A 15,908-nucleotide genomic window follows, 5' to 3' on the forward strand; every position below is an offset into this window, starting at 1 on the left:
ACGCCAAGAACAGGGATGCATGCTCGGTCATGTCTGGATTCTTCCGCCGTTTTTTTGCACCACGCTGGCAACATCGCGACCCTCGCGTCCGTCATGCTGCCATTGCGCAACTCGATATTCACAAATCGGCCGACCGCCACGCCCTCGAGCGCCTAACGCACGATGCGGATGCCAGCGTAAGGCGCGAAGCCCTCGCCCAGTTCGAGGATCCCTCGACGCTGCTCGAATGGCTCGGTACGCATGACAGCCCCGAGTTGCGAGCCCGTCTCATGCAATTGTTGTCCGGCAGCGTGCCTGGGGCACCACCCTTGAAGCAACGCCTCGATTTGCTCGATACACTGGACGATCGCGACCTGCTCGTGCAACTCGTCGAGACGGGGGACAATCAGGCGCTACGCCTGGCCGCGCTGGCCAAGCTCGATGACGAGGCAACGCTGATCCAGCAGGCACGCGACAATGGCATTGCCGTGGTCCGCCACGCCGCCGCTGAGCGCGTCTCGAGCACCGAAGGCCTGCAACGCTTGGCGCGTGAGGCGAGGCGCGACAAAATCGTCACGCGCAAGGCCCGCGAGCGCCTGCAACGCCAGCGCGCCGATGCCGCCGAAACCCAAGCCCAACAGGCCACTCGACAACGCCTTCTAGAAGCCCTCGAGGCGCATGCCCTGCATGCCTGGGAACCACTCTATGGTGCGCGTTATCGCCATCTTGTCCGCGAGTGGGAAGCGCTGACCGACACTCCCAGCGACGACCAGGAGCGGCGTTTTCAGGAAGCCAGCCAGCGCTGCCACAAGACGCTCTCCGATCATGATACCGAAGGGCACGCCCAGCATCAGGCGATACAACGCCAGGACGAGGCGGCACGCACCCGCGAGGCACTCGTCGAAGCGCTCGAGGATGCCGTCGCGAGCCTCAAACAGGCCTCACAACTGACCCATCAGGACATCGACAGCCTGCGCGCCCAACAGCGCCTGCATGGCGAACGCTGGCTGGCCCTTTCCGATCACTACCCGCCGGAAGAGGACATCCAGACACGCTATGCCGAGGCGCAAGCCGCTTGCCAGCACATCGGCGATGCTTGGGATCGTGCCTCGACGCAGGCTCAGGCACTCGAAACCGCCTTGCGCGATGACCATGCCGCCATCGACGACTGTCTGGCGAGGATCGATTGGCCGCACGACTTGCCACCCACGCCGCTGATTCACGAAGCCCGACAACTGCGTAACGCCGAGGCGGCCAATGCAAGCACGCCCGTCGACCTCTCGGCGCTGCGTACGGACCTCGACAAACTCGAAAGCCAGCTCGATCGTGGCACTCTCAAGACCGCCAGCCGTCTACATCGGCAGCTGCGCCAGCGTATCGATGCCTTGCCCCGCGCCTCGCGCGGCGACTTGGAATCCCACCTCAAGCGTCTCGGTGCTCGGCTGGCCGAGTTACGCGATTGGCGGGGCTTCGTCGCCGGTCCCAAACGCACGCAACTCATCGAAAGCATCGAAGCCTTGGCCGAGGACAACGAGTCCCCTGATGCCGAGCGTGACCGTCGTCATCGCCAATTGGTCAAGGAATGGGCAGCGTTGGGCGATGCCGCCGCCACGGCCGAGCTCTCGCAGCGTTTTCGCAACGCGTCGCAGCGCATCCACGCGGCCCTCAACGACTGGTACCAGCAGCGCGATGCCGCACGCACCCGTAACCTCGAGGCACGCGAGGCACTGTGCGAACAACTTGAGGAACTCATCACGCATCCGGACGCCCAGGCCGACCCGGACGTGCTGCGTCAAATTCGTGATCGCGCCCGTGAGCAATGGCAGCAATTCTCGCCCGTCCCGCGCGAGCACGCCAAACCGCTCGGCCAACGCTTCGGCCACATTCGCCATGAATTGCAGACGCTAATCGACCGTCGGGCCAATGAAATCGGCGAGGCCAAGCGCGGCCTGATCGCCGAGGCCGAAAGCCTGATGGAAGCCGACATGCCCTCCTCGCAACGCACTGAAGCCGCCAAGGCGCTCCAGTCCCGCTGGCGAGAACTGGGGCGTGCCGCCAAGGGCGAAGAACAGATGCTCTGGCGCCATTTCCGCGGGCTTTGCGATCGCATCTTCGCCGCCCGCGAAGCCGAGCGGGAAAATCGTGCCCAAAAAGCCCAGGCTCGCCTGGACAGCATGCAAGCCCTGATCGACCGTTTCGATGCCTGGCAACCCCAACGCGCCGACGACAGCGAGACGCTGGAGCGTGCCGTGCGTGACGCCGAGGCTCTGGAACCCTTGCCCGGCGGCCGTCGTAGCGAAGGCATGCGCCGTCGTTGGCAAGGGATCGTCCGTGCCCGTCGCGAGCGCCTCGCGCAACTGATCCTCGCCGAGCAAGCCGAGCGCTGGACGCGCCTGCGCCCCTTGCTCGATGCCCACGTCAACGCAGATGACGCATCCTTGAGAGACGGCCAAACGGCGGATGTCGCGCTGCCCGAGGGCATGCCTCAAGACCTACAGGATGCCCATGCGGCACGTAACGCCGCTCGCCGAGAGGGCGACAGTGAAACGGCGCATCACGAGTTGAGTCGACTGGTGGTTCAAGTGGCGCTGCTCGCCGACGAGCCAGTAGCCGCACAAGAAGAGCCGCTGCGCCTGGAGGTGCAGGTCGCACGGCTCAACAATGGCCTGGGCCAGGCACCGCAACCCGACCAGGAACTGGCCGATGTCTTGCGCCAATTGCTGGAAACCGGGCCCGTCGCGTCCGATGTCTGGGCTTCCCGCGTCACGCGCTTCGATGCCCTGTTCGACGTTATAGCCCAACGCGCGGCCTGAGGAGACTCACGATGACCGCCCCGCCGAGATTTTCTGGCGGGGCACCCCCATCGCCGATTCAGCCCATGAACTGCCCGCCGTTGATATCCAGGTTAGCACCGGTGATGAAGCCCGATTCGCGGTCGGCCAAGAACACCACCGCTCGCGCCACCTCTTCCGGCTCGCCAAAACGTTTGACCGGGATGCCCTCGCGGATCGATTCTCGAATTTTCTCGGGAATCAGCATGATCATGTCGGTGGCGATATAGCCTGGCGAGACGGTATTGACGGTAATACCCTTGGTCGCGGTTTCTTGCGCCAATGACATGGTCAGGCCATGCATCCCCGCCTTGGCCGCCGCATAGTTGGCCTGACCGAACTGCCCTTTACGTCCGTTGATCGAAGCGATGTTGACGATGCGTCCGTAGCCAGCCTCGAGCATATCCTCGACCACACAACGGCAGGTGTTGAACACACTGTTGAGGTTGCAATCGATGACCTCACGCCATTGCTGGGGTGACATCTTCTTGAGCGTGCTGTCACGTGTAATACCAGCACAGTTGACCAGCAGTTCAACCGGACCGTATTCGCGGCGAATGTCATCTACACCAGCGTGACAGGCATCGAAGTCAGTAAGATTGATGCCTGCCAGCGCCACATTGTCGATGCCCTCGGCGCGACGATCCGCTAGCCAGGCCTGAGCTTTCTCGCGGTTGTGGTAACTCGCCACGACGAAATAGCCTGCCTTGGCGAGCGCCAGACAGATGGCGGTTCCTATGCCCCCGGTACCGCCGGTGACCCAAGCGACGGGTGCTGTTTGCGTCGTCATGTCCATACCCCCCGTGATGTCGTTATGCGGCGCTCTTCAGTGGGAAGACGCCACGTTGACTCGCTTCCTTGGCTTCCAGCCTTTCTTCAGTATGATCGAGTTTGGGCACGCTGCACGTCTGATGGATCAGTTCTTGACTCAGGCCGTAAAAAATGTAGAATACGCCACAGTTGATGCGGGGTGGAGCAGCTTGGTAGCTCGTCGGGCTCATAACCCGAAGGTCATCGGTTCAAATCCGATCCCCGCTACCAAACAGATAAAAAAGCGGTGTCCATACGGGCACCGCTTTTTTTATGTCGTCCGAACCAAGGCGTCCCCCCCTCATTCAGCCTCGCCAGGCCCTCGTGTATATTCAGATGACGCCATTCCCAGGCGCCCGATCCCTGGCAACTTGAGCGCTGGCCGGGTGATATCGACGCCCAACGTCAGGCCCAGCAGCTGCCACTCGATGCCCTCGTCATAGGCCACGGTCAGTCCCAGCAACCCGCCCAGAGATACCTGGTAGCCAGTCCCGCTGGGCGCCTCGGCCACGATAGTGTCCAGCAGGTAATCCTTGCCCACGGCGGTCGGCGGAAAATCGACACGCAACCCCGGCACCCGGCGTACCACCCAGGCCACGAAGGTGTTGCTATTGGGGCCCGGCCACACGCGATAGCGGTCGGTCACTGGATACGCTGCCACGGCCTCGCGAATCTCGGGAATCGCGCGCTTGGCCGACTTGCCGCGTAGCTCGGTCAGTAAGGTCGGTGCGCTTCCATACCACGCCCGGTCGGGCACGTCGGGACGCGAGGAAACCGTGGGCCGCCGCCAGCCGAGAACCTGATGGACTTGGTAATGCGTCGCGCCGGCCGGCTTGGTGGCGATCCAGGTATGCACGCCGAACGCCCCACGCCAATCGAAGGCACGCGCCGCGTATACTTGCACCAAGGCCTCGGGATGCGTGCTAGGCGCCGGCGCCAGGCCCACCGAAGAGCGATCCGCCTGGGACCAGACGCCGCCTAGCGCAACACGCTGACTTGCCAGCATGTAGGCCGGGCCAGCCAGTAACAGGGCCAGCACGATGGCCAGACTCACCGTCAGCCATAGGATTTTCTTGATCGCTCGGTGCATGCGGATGTCTCCAGAGATCGTGATGCACTCATTACATACCATCACGCGCCAGCGCCGGGGGCTTGAATCCGCGCTTCGTGACCCGCATAACGAGAAGCAGTTCAACAGCGTCTTTACGCTTTACGTTCACACGATACTATCGAAAGGCCATTGCCATGCCGATCATCGACCCGCGTACCGGCGAACCTCTTACGTCTCCTCAAAACGGGGACACAGGCGCCTCGCAAACCAATGCCGGCACTCAGGATGCTTCTCAGTACATCGTCGATGTCGACATATCCAACTTCCAGCAAGTCGTGCTCGAAGGCTCGATGCAGGGGCCCGTGTTGCTCGACAGCTGGGCGTCCTGGTGCGAGCCATGCAAGAACCTCATGCCGGTGCTCGAGAAGCTGGCACACGAATACGGTGGTGCCTTCACCCTGGCCAAGCTGAACATCGAGGACAATCAGGAAATCGCCACGCAACTCGGCATCCGCTCGGTACCCGACGTCAAGCTAATCGTGCAGGGGCAGCTCTACGATCAGTTCCAGGGTGCGTTGCCCGAGTCGCAGATCCGCGAATGGCTGTCGCAGTATCTCAAGGCGCCCGAGGCGGCCGAGGCCACCCCCGAAGAGAAAGCCCAGCAGGCCCTCGAAGCGGGCGATCCCGCGACGGCACGCGGTATCTACGAAACGCTGGTCAAGGAGTGGCCCGAGCACTACGACTATCAGATCGAGCTCGCGGGCGCACTCGTCGCAGAAGGCAATGCGGCAGATGCCCGGGCGCTGCTCGACAACCTGCCACCGGAACATCGCGATACGCCCAAGGCACGCGGCGTCCGCGCACGCCTAGACTTTGACGAGGAAGCCCCGAGTGCCGAGGAAGTGGCCGAGTTGGGCGAGCGCGACGATAGCGAGGCGCAATTCAAGCGCGCCCTGCGCCAGGTCGCCGATGGCCAATACGAGGCCGGGCTAGATGGCTTGATGGCGCTGATGAAAACCGATCGCGCCTACGGTGACGACGTAGCCCGCAAGACCTTGCTGCGCGTCTTCGATGCCCTCGGCGCCGACCATCCCCTGACGGTTGCCTACCGCCGCAAGATGTTCGCGCTGCTCTACTAAGCCCTGCCACAGGGGGGGGTGCCGCACGTCAGGCTCCCCCTGCGCCTCGCGCCACCCTTTACATGGCTATTCGGTAGCACAAAGCCGTGCATCGAGTCGTTCCAGCGCCTCTTCGAGCAGATGGGTGGGCGTGCCGAAATTAAGCCGCACGAAGCCCGGGCACCCGAAATCGGCGCCATCGGATAAGGCGACGCGCGTCGAGTCCAACAAGGTTTGCTGCGGCGAGGCGCCAAGCCCTGCCTCGCGCATGTCGAGCCAAGCCAAATAGGTCGCCTCGGGCGATGCCATCGTGACGCCAGGCCACCGGGTTACATGATCGCGCAATCTCTGCAGATTGGTGTTAAGCGTGGCCAGCAACTCACGGCGCCAAGCTTCGCCGTGCGCATACGCCGCCTGAGAGGCGGTCAACCCCAGGACATTGACCTCGGGAAGCAACCCCGCTGCCGCCTCACGAAAACGCCGCCGCAGCTCGGGGTCGGGAATCACCGCGCAGGCGCTCGACAGCCCAGCAATATTGAAGGTCTTGGAAGGCGCCCAGAGGGTAATCGTGCGTTGGGCCAGGGCCGGCGATAAAGACGCCAACGGACGATGCCCGCGCGTCGCGTCGAGTATCAGATCGCAATGCAACTCGTCGGAGACGATCAACAGGTCGTGGCGCTCGGCGAGCTCGCCTAGGGCGTGTAGTTCGTGCTCGCCCCAGACGCGTCCCGTGGGATTGTGTGGATGGCACCACAGCAGCAGGCGTGTCTGCGGCGTGATCGATGCTTCCAGCGCCTTGAGATCGAGACGCCAAGGCGCGCCCGGCGCCTCGGGCTCGGCCAGCATCACGCGCTCGGCGATGCGACCGCTGCGTTCGGCCACACGTAGAAAAGGCGGATAGATCGGCGTCGCGGTCAGCACCGCCTGGCCAGGACTGCAGAAGGTCTGGGCGGCCAGATGTAGCGCCGGCACCACGCCGGGGATCCATACCTGCCAGTCAGGCTCGATCGACCAGCCGTAATGATCGGCGCTCCACGCGCAGAGCGTCTCGCGAAGCGTATCGGTCAATCTGCCATAACCGAAGACACCATGGGACACGCGCTCCTCGAGCGCCGAGACGACCGCCGGGGGCGACACGAAATCCATGTCCGCGACCCATAGCGGCAGGACATCGTCAGCATAACGCTGCCATTTCTGTGAAGGATACTGTCGCCGATCCAACGGCGTGGCAAAATCGTATGGCATGCTAAGACTCATCGACTCGAACGGAAGACTCTCGAACATGCCTGAAACCTCGTTCTATGCCAAGGCCATGCGAGGCACACCACGTCTGGTGAGACGCTGGCTGATGCTGGGTCAGGCCGCTCCCGATCGCCTGGCGATGATTCTCGCCGACACCTCGCGCCTGGCCGGGCTCGGCGAACCGCAAGCCGAACCCGATGGGCGCTGTCTGCGTGAATGGAGCAGCGACTGCCAACCGCCTCTGTGGGCGGCACGTACCGCCGTCTTTCTGCTGAACCAGATGCCGGCACGCCCGACGCCCGACGACGACGAGGAAGCCTGTGCCTGGGCCTACTGCTGGCTGCGCAACCGCGATTTTCCGTCCCTGGATGCCGCCCACGAGGCCCTGCCGAGTCACTTACGCGAACCGCTTGCCCAGGCTCTGGACGCCGCCTGGGTCGACCAGGACGCCTTGCGTCTTATCTGAGGACGAAGAGTGGACTTGACCACATACCACCAGAAGCCGATGCTAATTAGCTTGCAAAGCACCTTTTTCGATGGCGACGCCCCGGGGAAATGACATGTTCACACGCCGCGTGGAGCCGGCTTTCTACGACACCGATGCCCTCGGGCACATCAACAACACCCGCTTGCCGGCCTGGTTCGAGCTGGCACGCAACGATCTTTTTCGTCTCTTCGTGCCCGACCTCGATCCCCGTAAGTGGCCGTTGATCATGGCCAAGCTGGATGTCGAGTTCCGCGCCGAGCTGTTTTATGGACAGGATGTCGAGATTCGCACCTGGCTTTCGCGGCTCGGCAACAGCTCCTTCACCGTCGCCCAGGAAGCCTGGCAGGCAGGCCGTCTGGGCGCCCGAGGCCATGTGGTGCTGGTGCATTACGATCACAGCGAAGGCTCGGCGGTGGCACTGACCGGTGCTCTTCGCGAGGCGCTGGCCGCCCATCTCGTCGACGAGGAGGCCGCTCCCGCATGACGCCCGCCATTCGCCTTCTGGAGCGCGACGCCATCCCGCACGAGGTGCTGCAATACACGCACGATTCCAAGGTCGCCGCCTATGGCGAGGAAGCCGTGGCCGCGTTGGGGCTGGCGCCGGATAGCGTGTTCAAGACCTTGCTCGCGCAACTCGATGATGGGCGTCTCGTCGTCGCCCTGGTGCCCGTCATGGCCACACTCGACCTTAAAGGACTCGCCAAGACCGCCGGCGCGCGCAAGGCCAGGATGGCCGACCCCGCCCTGGCCGAGCGCACCACGGGCTATGTCGTGGGCGGCATCAGCCCACTAGGACAGCGCAAGCGCCTGCCCACCTTCGTGGACGACAGCGCCCTCACCTTGTCATCACTCCACGTCAGTGGCGGTCGGCGCGGCCTGGAAATATGCCTCGCGCCCATGGCCTTGATCGCCCTGCTCGAGGCGACCACGGCCCCGCTGGCGCGGGCATGAAACATCTTCGATAGGCGAGGAGACTCGCATGGCGATTCGCTACGACCTATGGCTCACGCCCGACGACAAGCCCCGCCACCGTATGGTCGAGAAAGGGCTGGAGCGCTTCTTCGTGGCACGCTTCGCCGACTATCCTCACCTGCGGTTGCCCGGCGCTGATCCCTACGATTATGATGCTCCTTTCAACCGCCTGTATGACGCCTTACTCGCACGAGCACGCGACTACTGCGAGCGTGAATGGCACTACGTGCCGACGCCCGCGCAGCTCAATACGGCATTCTTCCGGGCCGTGGCCCACTCGCCGAAATTCGTACTGGACCCCCGCGATGGTGATTCGTCCTGAAAAGGCGCCCGATGAGCGCCAACTGGCCCTCATTACCCAACAACTGGGCCGCGCGCCGCGTGGTATCCAAACCGTGGCTGCGGCCACGCAAGACGGCACACCGCTGGTGCTGCGCATGCATGCCATCGTCGACGATAAACCCTTCCCGACGCATTTCTGGTTGTGCTCCGATCACTTGAAAATCGCCATCTCGCGCATCGAGGCCCAAGGCGTTATCAAGGCCCTCGAGTCGCGCCTCCAGGAGGAGGCCGACTTCATGGCTGCGTACCGGCGTAGTCACGAGGATTACGTGGCCCAGCGCTGGCAGACCATGAGCGACGCAGAACGCGACATCGTCGACCGCCAAGGTTATCGCGACCTCTTCACGCGACGCGGCATCGGCGGCATCGCCAACTGGGATCAAGTGCGCTGCCTGCATATGCAATACGCTCATCATCTATGCGGCGACAATGCCATCGGCCGCTGGATGGATACCGAGTACGATGTGCTCGCCTGTCTGCGCTAGCATTCTGTGGCACTTGGCCGGTCATCGCGCAAGACACGGATGTCGAGACAAAGTCTATCGATCTGATAAGGGGGGAATCGTGCGCATCTGTATTTATATGGGATCGCGTGAGGGACGCGATGCCAGCTTTCGTCACGCTGCCGAGACGCTGGGTCGGTGCATTGCGCAACGCGGCTGGGGACTGGTCTACGGTGGCGCCCGCGTCGGCCTGATGGGGGCCGTGGCCGATGCCGCACTCCACGAAGGCGGCGAGGTCATCGGCGTCATTCCCCACCACCTGGTCGAGCGCGAAATGGCGCACGAGGGACTGACGCACTTGCTGCGTGTCGACGATATGCATGCGCGCAAGGCGGCCATGGCCGAGCACGCCGATGCCTTCATCGCCCTGCCTGGCGGCATCGGCACCCTGGAAGAGTTATTCGAGACATGGACCTGGCAGTACCTGGGACTTCACGACAAGCCCATCGGCGTACTCGACGTCAGCGGCTTCTATCGCCCATTATTGGAGTTTCTGGATCACACCGTCGCGCACGGCTTTCTCAATCCCGAGACACGCGCGAGACTCGTCGCCGCCGCTGACCCCGATCACTTGCTCGACCGCTTGATGGCGGCGCAACACGCACCACCGACGACCTCATGAGCGCGTACCGTCACGCCTCACGGGCGGCGGACAGTTGATCCCAGCTTCTTCAAGGAGGAAAGGTCGATGTACGCTATCGCCATCAACGATCAGACGCTGGTTTGGCAATCCCATGACGCGCCGCGCGGTATTGCCGCTGATGAAGTACGTATCGATGTCGCCTGGGCAGGGATGAACCGCGCCGACGTGATGCAACGTGCGGGGCAATATCCACCGCCCCCCGGCGAAAGTGAGATCCCAGGACTAGAAATAAGCGGCACGATCGCCGAAGTGGGCCGCAACGTGGAACGTTTCAAGCCCGGCGACAAGGTCTGCGCCCTGCTGGCCGGCGGCGGTTACGCTGAACAAGTAGTGGTCGCCGAGGCCCAGGTGCTGCCCATTCCCCAAGGACTCGGCCTGCGTGACGCCGCCGCGCTACCGGAAGTCTTCGCCACCGCGTGGCTCAACCTGTACATGGAAGGCGCCGCCAAGCATGGCGAACACATCGTCCTGCATGCCGGTGCCAGTGGGGTGGGAACGGCCGCCATCCAATTGTGCCGTGCCTTCGGCAACCCGTGCTTCGTCACCGTCGGTAGCCAGGCAAAGCTGGATGCCTGTAAGCGGCTTGGTGCCGATGCCGGATGGAATCGGCACGAAGGTAGCTTTGTCACGCCGATCAAGGACTGGGGCGGCGCGGACATGATTCTCGACCCGGTGGGCGGCGACTACATCGCCCAAGACCTACAGGTGCTCAACCCTGACGGGCGAGTGGTATTGATCGGCTTGATGGGAGGGCGTGACGCCCAGATCGACCTCGGTCATATGCTGATGAAGCGTCAGCGTGTCATCGGTTCGACGCTGCGTTCACGCTCTCCCCGCGCCAAAGGCGCCATTCTCGACGCGTTGCATGCCCATGTTTGGCCCCGAATAGCCAATGGCGACATCAAGCCGCTGATTGACAAGGCCTGGCCAATTCAAGATGCCGATACCGCGATGCAGCATATGATCGACAATGCCAACACAGGCAAGGTGCTGTTGAGCGTCAGCGGAGAAGGGTAACGCAGAACGAAAGCCAACGACCGCGGGGCGGGTGACTGGAAACCGGTCTAGAGGGCTCTACAAGGGCTTCCTAGGCGAGCCCTGCGGCATCACGCGTACGCTGATAGGTCAGCTGCAACAGGCGTGCATCGTCACCGGCTCGGTGGCGTTGAATGCCCCGCTCGCGGATGATGACCTCTTTCATCGCCCCCCACCGTTCGAGTTGCGATTCATCCAGCAGACGACGCAATGCCTCGAGGCGAAAGCGCGGCAGCATGCCCGCGTGGTGGAACAATAGCGACAGCCAGGTATTGTCGTATCCCCAGCTATCGCTATAGGCGATGCCGTCGGCCGCTAGCTCATCGTTGAGCCATCGCGCGACTTCGATGACGGGGTAGCCCTCGCGGTGCAGTCGGCCACGCGAAATGCCATGCAGCAATTCGGCCTTGGGGTCCCAGTGGGTCCACTCTTCCAACGGTTGGATAAGGAAGGCACAGGTACTGCCATCGGCCCGCGCGATGCCCACCTCTATCGGATAGCTGCCACGCCCGAAACCGGACGCTTCGATATCGAGCAGTATCGGCAACACGTGGCAGTATTCCTCTTCAAAGCGATATCACGAACGTGGCATGGCCCACGATGTCCACCGGGGCCACGCCAATCAGACTACGTGAACGGGGAACACGATGCGAGCCCCACGGCACTACTCTCAAGCAGCGCGTCTCAGTGGGTCAGTGACGCGATCGGCTCGCCAGCTTCGCTGCGTTGCGCGCGTTCGGCAAGTGCCGCCCATTGCGCGGCACGCCGGGAATCGACGGGAAGCCCCAGGTGGGCGTGACGATAGGCCTCGGCCATACGCTCGGCGGCCAGGCCATGGCCGGCTTCGGCGGCACGCGCATACCATGTCACCGCTTTTTCTTCGCGGCGGGCGTACTGCGCACAACCGAACTCGTAAATGCGACCCGCCTGGTACTGCGCATGCACATCACCCGCGTAGGCAGCCTGAAAGACATAGCGTGCGCCCTTGGCCTTATCCTGCGGAGAGTTACCACGATGAAACAGCATATGGCCATAGAACGAAAGCGCGGCGGTATGGCCGGCTTCGGCACAGCGCTGAAAAAGTCGCATCGTCAAACGATGCTTGCCGGGAGAGCGTGTCATCCAGCGGGCATGTAACAGTTGGGCTGCGAGACGGTATTCGAGCCGAATCCGCAGAGAGGATACCTGTTGCATAACCATCGACCCTGAAGTCGTCGTGACCAAGAAAGGTACGTAAACGATTGCGTCGGCTCGGGCTCTCCCTGCACGCGCCAACACCCCGGATAAACTCACTGTCACCGTTGCCTGACATACCGCTTGGTGCCCTTATCCCCGGCAACGGGGCGCCAAGCATACGCCTACCCTCAGACGGACTCAACCCCCGTTTGCCGCCCGCTCGCGGCACCGCTACCATGCCGTTTCCATTCCTTTTTCGATACCCGCGTGGAGCCCCAGATGCAGACACGTCCCCTTGGTCAAACCGGCATTCATGTCAGCCGCTTGTGCCTAGGTACTATGACCTTCGGCGAACAGAACACCGAAGCCGATGCCCATGCACAACTCGATCGCGCCACTGCTGCAGGCATCAACTTCATCGATACTGCCGAGATGTATCCCGTCCCGCCCAAGGGCGAGACCCAGGGGCGAACCGAAGTCTATATCGGCAGTTGGCTCAAGGCACGCGGCAAACGCGACGACCTGGTCATCGCCACCAAGGCCGCCGGCCCTGGCCTCGATCATGTCCGCGGCGGCCCGCGTTTGACCCGTGAGCATTTGCAGCGTGCCGTCGACGATAGTCTGGCCCGTCTCAACACCGACTACATCGATCTTTACCAGCTCCACTGGCCCGACCGTAGCGCCAACTTCTTCGGCAAGCTGGGCTACCAGCATGACGAGGATGAGGATGCCACGCCGTTGGCGGAAACACTCACGGCCCTCAAGGAGCTCGTCGATGCGGGCAAGATTCGCGCCATCGGGTTATCCAATGAGACGCCGTGGGGCGTGATGCAAAGCCTGCACCTCGCAGACTCGCTGGGTGTGCCGCGCGTGGCCAGCGTGCAGAACCCCTATAACCTGCTCAATCGTAGCTTCGAGGTCGGGCTCGCCGAGATCGCCCATCGTGAAGACGTCGGCCTTCTGGCCTACTCGCCCTTGGCCTTCGGCGCGCTCACCGGCAAATATCTCGATGGCGCCCGCCCACCTCAGGGCCGCTTGACCCTATTCGAGCGCTTCAAGCGCTATACGTCCGACCTTGCCGAGGAAGCGGTTCGCGCCTACGTCGGGATCGCACGCGAACATGGCCTGGATCCTGCCCAGATGGCCTTGGCCTACGTCAACTCACGCTCGTTCTTGACCAGCAACATCATCGGCGCAACCACGCTCGAGCAGCTCGACGCCAACTTGGCCAGCGAGGACCTGACGCTGGACGATAGCGTACTCGAGGCCATCGAGGCGGTGCACCGTCAGCACCCCAATCCCTGCCCCTGACGCTGATGACGTGCCTATCACCGCGATAGGCACGTCATCATCGGAGCACCTTGGTGCGCTTGTTATACTGACGGCAATAAACCTTCCGATCCCGAACGCGAGGACTGCGCATGCTAAGCGTCATTTCACCGGCCAAGACGTTGGATTTCGAGACACCGCCCACGACCGCGACATACACTCAACCGGCATATCTTGAGCAAAGCGCCGAGTTGATCGAGATCCTGCGCGATTATTCCCCACAACGGCTTTCCGAGTTGATGGGCATCAGTGACAAGCTGGCAGGACTCAATGCCGCACGGTTTGCCGAATGGGCACCACAGTTCTCACCGGAGAATGCCAAGCCCGCAGCACAGGCTTTCCAGGGAGACGTCTATCAGGGGTTGGACGCGCCCTCGTTCAGTGAGCAGGACAACCAAGAGGCACAGCAACGTCTGCGCATTCTCTCGGGGCTGTATGGACTACTGCGTCCTCTCGACCTGATTCAGCCTTATCGTCTGGAGATGGGGACCAAGCTGGCCAACTCGGCAGGTAAGGATCTCTACGCCTTCTGGCGAGAGCGGCTCACCCAAGATCTTTCCCGAGCCGTGGAAGAAAGCGGTTCGCCGGTGCTGGTCAACCTCGCCTCCAACGAGTACTTCAAAGTCATTGATGCCAAACGCTTGACGTGTCGCGTGATCACGCCGGTCTTCAAGGATGAGAAGAACGGTCAATTCAAGATCATCAGCTTTTATGCCAAGAAAGCCCGGGGCTTGATGGCCGCCTGGATGATTCGCCAGCGTGTCGACGATCCCGAGGACCTGAAACGCTTCGACGTCGACGGCTATCGCTTCAACAACAGTCTGTCTGACGGCGATACCTGGGTCTTTACACGCCGAGAAAGTGAGACGGTCGCCTCCTGAGAGTTTGCGTGGCCGGCGTTGAGCCGGCCCAGCTAGATATCTTCAACGTTGAATCCCGGCTAGAATCGAGCATCCATTTTCGGACCCTTCTCATTCTGCGGGAGAACGTGCATGCGCAACATCTTCGTGATGCTTCTGGTCGGCTTGCTCGGCTTTGGCCTTGGCACCGATCACGCCGAGGCGAAACGGTTCGGTGGTGGCAAGAGTTTTGGCAGTTATTCGCGCTCCGCAGATAGCTCCGCCTCGGCGATCGGCCGTAACAATGCGACGACGCCCCAGCGTCAACCCGGTGCCGGGCTTTCGCGTTGGGCAGGGCCATTCGCCGGCTTGCTGGCCGGCGGTTTGCTGGCATCCTTATTCTTCGGCGGTGCCTTCGATGGTCTCCGCTTCTTTGACATCCTGCTAGTCGCCCTCGTCGCCTGGCTGGCCTTCCGCTTCTTGAGGGCGCGCCGCGCCTCAACCGCCAGTGGCCCACAGCACCACGCGCGTCAATCCCACACTCAGGACACGACGCCCTTTCCCAATGACGGCAGCACAGTCACAGGTAGCGTCGGCTCGACGCCTGAGTGGTTCGACAAGGAGCGTTTCCTGGGCGGCGCCAAGGAGCACTTCATGACCTTGCAGCGCGCCTGGGACAATAACGATCTGGCGCACATTCAGGAATACGTCACTCCAGCGCTTTACAACTTACTACGCGAAGAGCGCGCCCAGCAGCCCGCAAACAATCGCACAGAGGTTGTGCGTCTTTTCGCCGAGTTGGGAGACATACGGGAGATCGGACAGCAAGCCGAAGCTAGCGTTCTTTTCCACGGCATCCTCGATGAAAACGGCGAGCAAACCGAGTTCAACGAGACCTGGCATCTAATCCGCGACTTACGTGATGGAGCGCCTTGGTATGTGCAGGGTATCGAGCAGAACCCCGGCGTCTGATACCGGCGAACATGCGCCACGCTGGTGGCACCTTACCCTATAAGAAACATGCAAAAGGCCGGGCAAATGCCCGGCCTTTTAAGAATTCCAAGCGATCAGCGCTAAGTCTCAGTCCTGCGCATCCTCGGCGGCATCTTGAACTTCTTCGCCCGCTTCTTCCATGCTATCGCCAGCATCGTCCATAGCGTTATCCACGGACTCTCCAGCCTCTTCCGCCGGGCCTTCATCGTCGCACGCCACGACACCAACTGCCGTCATGCCAATGATCAATGCCAAGGCCATTTTCCTGAGCCATTCACTACGCAGCATACTATTCTCCTTAATGGTTACGTACTCCATGTACGGCACACACTTAAGCACAGAGGACAACAACAGGCAAATAGCACGGAAGCGACGGCAAATGCGTAGACATAAAAAACCCCCGCTTCGCCTGAAGCGGGGGTTCGACACAAGGCCTGGAGAGGGAGGCCCCAACGACAACACCCCCGACCATTGGCCGGGGGTGTCGAAATAAATGCCTGACGATGACCTACTCTCGCATGGGGAAGCCCCACACTACCATCGGCGCTAAGCGGTTTC

The 15,908-nt window shown here is 62.2% G+C and carries 18 protein-coding genes and 1 tRNA gene; 13 read left to right on the forward strand and 6 right to left on the reverse strand.

Features of this window, described 5'->3' with window-relative positions; genetic code table 11:
• Positions 1–29: 29 nt before the first annotated feature.
• Complete coding sequence (locus OP494_RS10825; protein ID WP_280540743.1) at positions 30–2,792, forward strand: DUF349 domain-containing protein; 2,763 nt, start codon at positions 30–32, stop codon at positions 2,790–2,792.
• Between the two features lie 58 nt (positions 2,793–2,850).
• Here OP494_RS10825 and phbB read toward each other — a convergent pair whose 3' ends face one another.
• Positions 2,851–3,600: an acetoacetyl-CoA reductase gene (gene phbB, locus OP494_RS10830; RefSeq protein ID WP_280540744.1), complete on the reverse strand. Its 750-nt coding sequence runs from the start codon at positions 3,598–3,600 to the stop codon at positions 2,851–2,853.
• A gap of 174 nt (positions 3,601–3,774) precedes the next feature.
• On the opposite strand from phbB, the gene OP494_RS10835 reads away from it, so the two are divergent.
• Positions 3,775–3,851: transfer RNA gene (locus OP494_RS10835), tRNA-Met, on the forward strand.
• A gap of 70 nt (positions 3,852–3,921) precedes the next feature.
• Here OP494_RS10835 and OP494_RS10840 read toward each other — a convergent pair.
• Positions 3,922–4,710: a DUF3750 domain-containing protein gene (locus OP494_RS10840; protein ID WP_280540745.1), complete on the reverse strand. Its 789-nt coding sequence runs from the start codon at positions 4,708–4,710 to the stop codon at positions 3,922–3,924.
• Between the two features lie 155 nt (positions 4,711–4,865).
• Between OP494_RS10840 and OP494_RS10845 the strand changes: the two genes are divergently transcribed.
• The gene (locus tag OP494_RS10845; protein WP_280540746.1) at positions 4,866–5,810 is read left to right on the forward strand and encodes a co-chaperone YbbN; all 945 of its coding nucleotides are present in this window, start codon (positions 4,866–4,868) and stop codon (positions 5,808–5,810) included.
• A 66-nt stretch (positions 5,811–5,876) separates the two neighbouring features.
• Here OP494_RS10845 and OP494_RS10850 read toward each other — a convergent pair whose 3' ends face one another.
• Complete coding sequence (locus OP494_RS10850; protein WP_280540748.1) at positions 5,877–7,034, reverse strand: PatB family C-S lyase; 1,158 nt, start codon at positions 7,032–7,034, stop codon at positions 5,877–5,879.
• Positions 7,035–7,071: 37 nt separating this feature from the next.
• Between OP494_RS10850 and OP494_RS10855 the strand changes: the two genes are divergently transcribed.
• From OP494_RS10855 to OP494_RS10885, 7 genes are all read left to right on the forward strand, one after another.
• Positions 7,072–7,497 (forward strand): hypothetical protein, encoded by a 426-nt coding sequence (locus tag OP494_RS10855; RefSeq protein ID WP_280540749.1) that lies wholly within the window; start codon positions 7,072–7,074, stop codon positions 7,495–7,497.
• Positions 7,498–7,591: 94 nt separating this feature from the next.
• Positions 7,592–8,002, forward strand: a complete 411-nt coding sequence (locus OP494_RS10860) for a thioesterase family protein (RefSeq protein ID WP_280540750.1) — start codon at positions 7,592–7,594, stop codon at positions 8,000–8,002.
• Positions 7,999–8,469, forward strand: coding sequence for a Cys-tRNA(Pro) deacylase (gene ybaK, locus OP494_RS10865; RefSeq protein ID WP_280540751.1), 471 nt, complete (start codon positions 7,999–8,001; stop codon positions 8,467–8,469). Before OP494_RS10860 ends, ybaK begins: the two co-directional genes overlap by 4 nt.
• Before the next feature lie 28 nt (positions 8,470–8,497).
• Positions 8,498–8,812, forward strand: coding sequence for a hypothetical protein (locus OP494_RS10870; protein WP_280540752.1), 315 nt, complete (start codon positions 8,498–8,500; stop codon positions 8,810–8,812).
• Positions 8,796–9,317 (forward strand): DUF501 domain-containing protein, encoded by a 522-nt coding sequence (locus tag OP494_RS10875; RefSeq protein WP_280540753.1) that lies wholly within the window; start codon positions 8,796–8,798, stop codon positions 9,315–9,317. Before OP494_RS10870 ends, OP494_RS10875 begins: the two co-directional genes overlap by 17 nt.
• A 76-nt stretch (positions 9,318–9,393) precedes the next feature.
• Complete coding sequence (locus OP494_RS10880; protein WP_280540765.1) at positions 9,394–9,957, forward strand: TIGR00730 family Rossman fold protein; 564 nt, start codon at positions 9,394–9,396, stop codon at positions 9,955–9,957.
• Positions 9,958–10,023: 66 nt separating this feature from the next.
• Positions 10,024–10,995: an NAD(P)H-quinone oxidoreductase gene (locus tag OP494_RS10885; RefSeq protein ID WP_280540755.1), complete on the forward strand. Its 972-nt coding sequence runs from the start codon at positions 10,024–10,026 to the stop codon at positions 10,993–10,995.
• A gap of 70 nt (positions 10,996–11,065) precedes the next feature.
• Here the strand turns inward: OP494_RS10885 and OP494_RS10890 are convergent, their stop codons facing one another.
• On the reverse strand, positions 11,066–11,563 hold the full coding sequence (locus OP494_RS10890) for a hypothetical protein (RefSeq protein ID WP_040243142.1): 498 nt from the start codon (positions 11,561–11,563) through the stop codon (positions 11,066–11,068).
• Positions 11,564–11,697: 134 nt separating this feature from the next.
• The gene (locus tag OP494_RS10895) at positions 11,698–12,207 is read right to left on the reverse strand and encodes a sel1 repeat family protein (RefSeq protein ID WP_075367776.1); all 510 of its coding nucleotides are present in this window, start codon (positions 12,205–12,207) and stop codon (positions 11,698–11,700) included.
• Positions 12,208–12,468: 261 nt separating this feature from the next.
• Here OP494_RS10895 and OP494_RS10900 point away from each other — a divergent pair, with 261 nt between their 5' ends.
• The 3 genes from OP494_RS10900 to OP494_RS10910 all read left to right on the forward strand — a co-directional run bounded on the left by OP494_RS10900 (position 12,469) and on the right by OP494_RS10910 (position 15,329).
• The gene (locus OP494_RS10900; RefSeq protein WP_280540756.1) at positions 12,469–13,500 is read left to right on the forward strand and encodes an NADP(H)-dependent aldo-keto reductase; all 1,032 of its coding nucleotides are present in this window, start codon (positions 12,469–12,471) and stop codon (positions 13,498–13,500) included.
• A 110-nt stretch (positions 13,501–13,610) separates the two neighbouring features.
• Positions 13,611–14,399 carry a peroxide stress protein YaaA gene (gene yaaA, locus OP494_RS10905; protein ID WP_280540757.1) on the forward strand — a complete coding sequence of 263 codons (789 nt, stop codon included), beginning with the start codon at positions 13,611–13,613 and terminating at the stop codon, positions 14,397–14,399.
• Positions 14,400–14,510: 111 nt separating this feature from the next.
• Positions 14,511–15,329, forward strand: coding sequence for a Tim44-like domain-containing protein (locus tag OP494_RS10910; protein ID WP_280540758.1), 819 nt, complete (start codon positions 14,511–14,513; stop codon positions 15,327–15,329).
• Between the two features lie 108 nt (positions 15,330–15,437).
• Here the strand turns inward: OP494_RS10910 and OP494_RS10915 are convergent, their stop codons facing one another.
• Positions 15,438–15,638: a hypothetical protein gene (locus tag OP494_RS10915; protein ID WP_348521701.1), complete on the reverse strand. Its 201-nt coding sequence runs from the start codon at positions 15,636–15,638 to the stop codon at positions 15,438–15,440.
• Positions 15,639–15,908: the final 270 nt, after the last annotated feature.

The sequence above is a fragment of the Chromohalobacter sp. 11-W genome (assembly GCF_029889905.1).
In the GTDB taxonomy this organism is placed as follows: domain Bacteria; phylum Pseudomonadota; class Gammaproteobacteria; order Pseudomonadales; family Halomonadaceae; genus Chromohalobacter.

Bases quoted from the DNA above. Each gene is read 5' to 3' on its own strand.
- OP494_RS10825 (WP_280540743.1), top strand. From the start codon at position 30: ATGTCTGGATTCTTCCGCCGTTTTTTTGCACCACGCTGGCAACATCGC.
- phbB (WP_280540744.1), bottom strand. From the start codon at position 3,600: ATGACGACGCAAACAGCACCCGTCGCTTGGGTCACCGGCGGTACCGGG.
- OP494_RS10840 (WP_280540745.1), bottom strand. From the start codon at position 4,710: ATGCACCGAGCGATCAAGAAAATCCTATGGCTGACGGTGAGTCTGGCC.
- OP494_RS10845 (WP_280540746.1), top strand. From the start codon at position 4,866: ATGCCGATCATCGACCCGCGTACCGGCGAACCTCTTACGTCTCCTCAA.
- OP494_RS10850 (WP_280540748.1), bottom strand. From the start codon at position 7,034: ATGCCATACGATTTTGCCACGCCGTTGGATCGGCGACAGTATCCTTCA.
- OP494_RS10855 (WP_280540749.1), top strand. From the start codon at position 7,072: ATGCCTGAAACCTCGTTCTATGCCAAGGCCATGCGAGGCACACCACGT.
- OP494_RS10860 (WP_280540750.1), top strand. From the start codon at position 7,592: ATGTTCACACGCCGCGTGGAGCCGGCTTTCTACGACACCGATGCCCTC.
- ybaK (WP_280540751.1), top strand. From the start codon at position 7,999: ATGACGCCCGCCATTCGCCTTCTGGAGCGCGACGCCATCCCGCACGAG.
- OP494_RS10870 (WP_280540752.1), top strand. From the start codon at position 8,498: ATGGCGATTCGCTACGACCTATGGCTCACGCCCGACGACAAGCCCCGC.
- OP494_RS10875 (WP_280540753.1), top strand. From the start codon at position 8,796: ATGGTGATTCGTCCTGAAAAGGCGCCCGATGAGCGCCAACTGGCCCTC.
- OP494_RS10885 (WP_280540755.1), top strand. From the start codon at position 10,024: ATGTACGCTATCGCCATCAACGATCAGACGCTGGTTTGGCAATCCCAT.
- OP494_RS10895 (WP_075367776.1), bottom strand. From the start codon at position 12,207: ATGCAACAGGTATCCTCTCTGCGGATTCGGCTCGAATACCGTCTCGCA.
- OP494_RS10900 (WP_280540756.1), top strand. From the start codon at position 12,469: ATGCAGACACGTCCCCTTGGTCAAACCGGCATTCATGTCAGCCGCTTG.
- yaaA (WP_280540757.1), top strand. From the start codon at position 13,611: ATGCTAAGCGTCATTTCACCGGCCAAGACGTTGGATTTCGAGACACCG.
- OP494_RS10910 (WP_280540758.1), top strand. From the start codon at position 14,511: ATGCGCAACATCTTCGTGATGCTTCTGGTCGGCTTGCTCGGCTTTGGC.
- OP494_RS10915 (WP_348521701.1), bottom strand. From the start codon at position 15,638: ATGCTGCGTAGTGAATGGCTCAGGAAAATGGCCTTGGCATTGATCATT.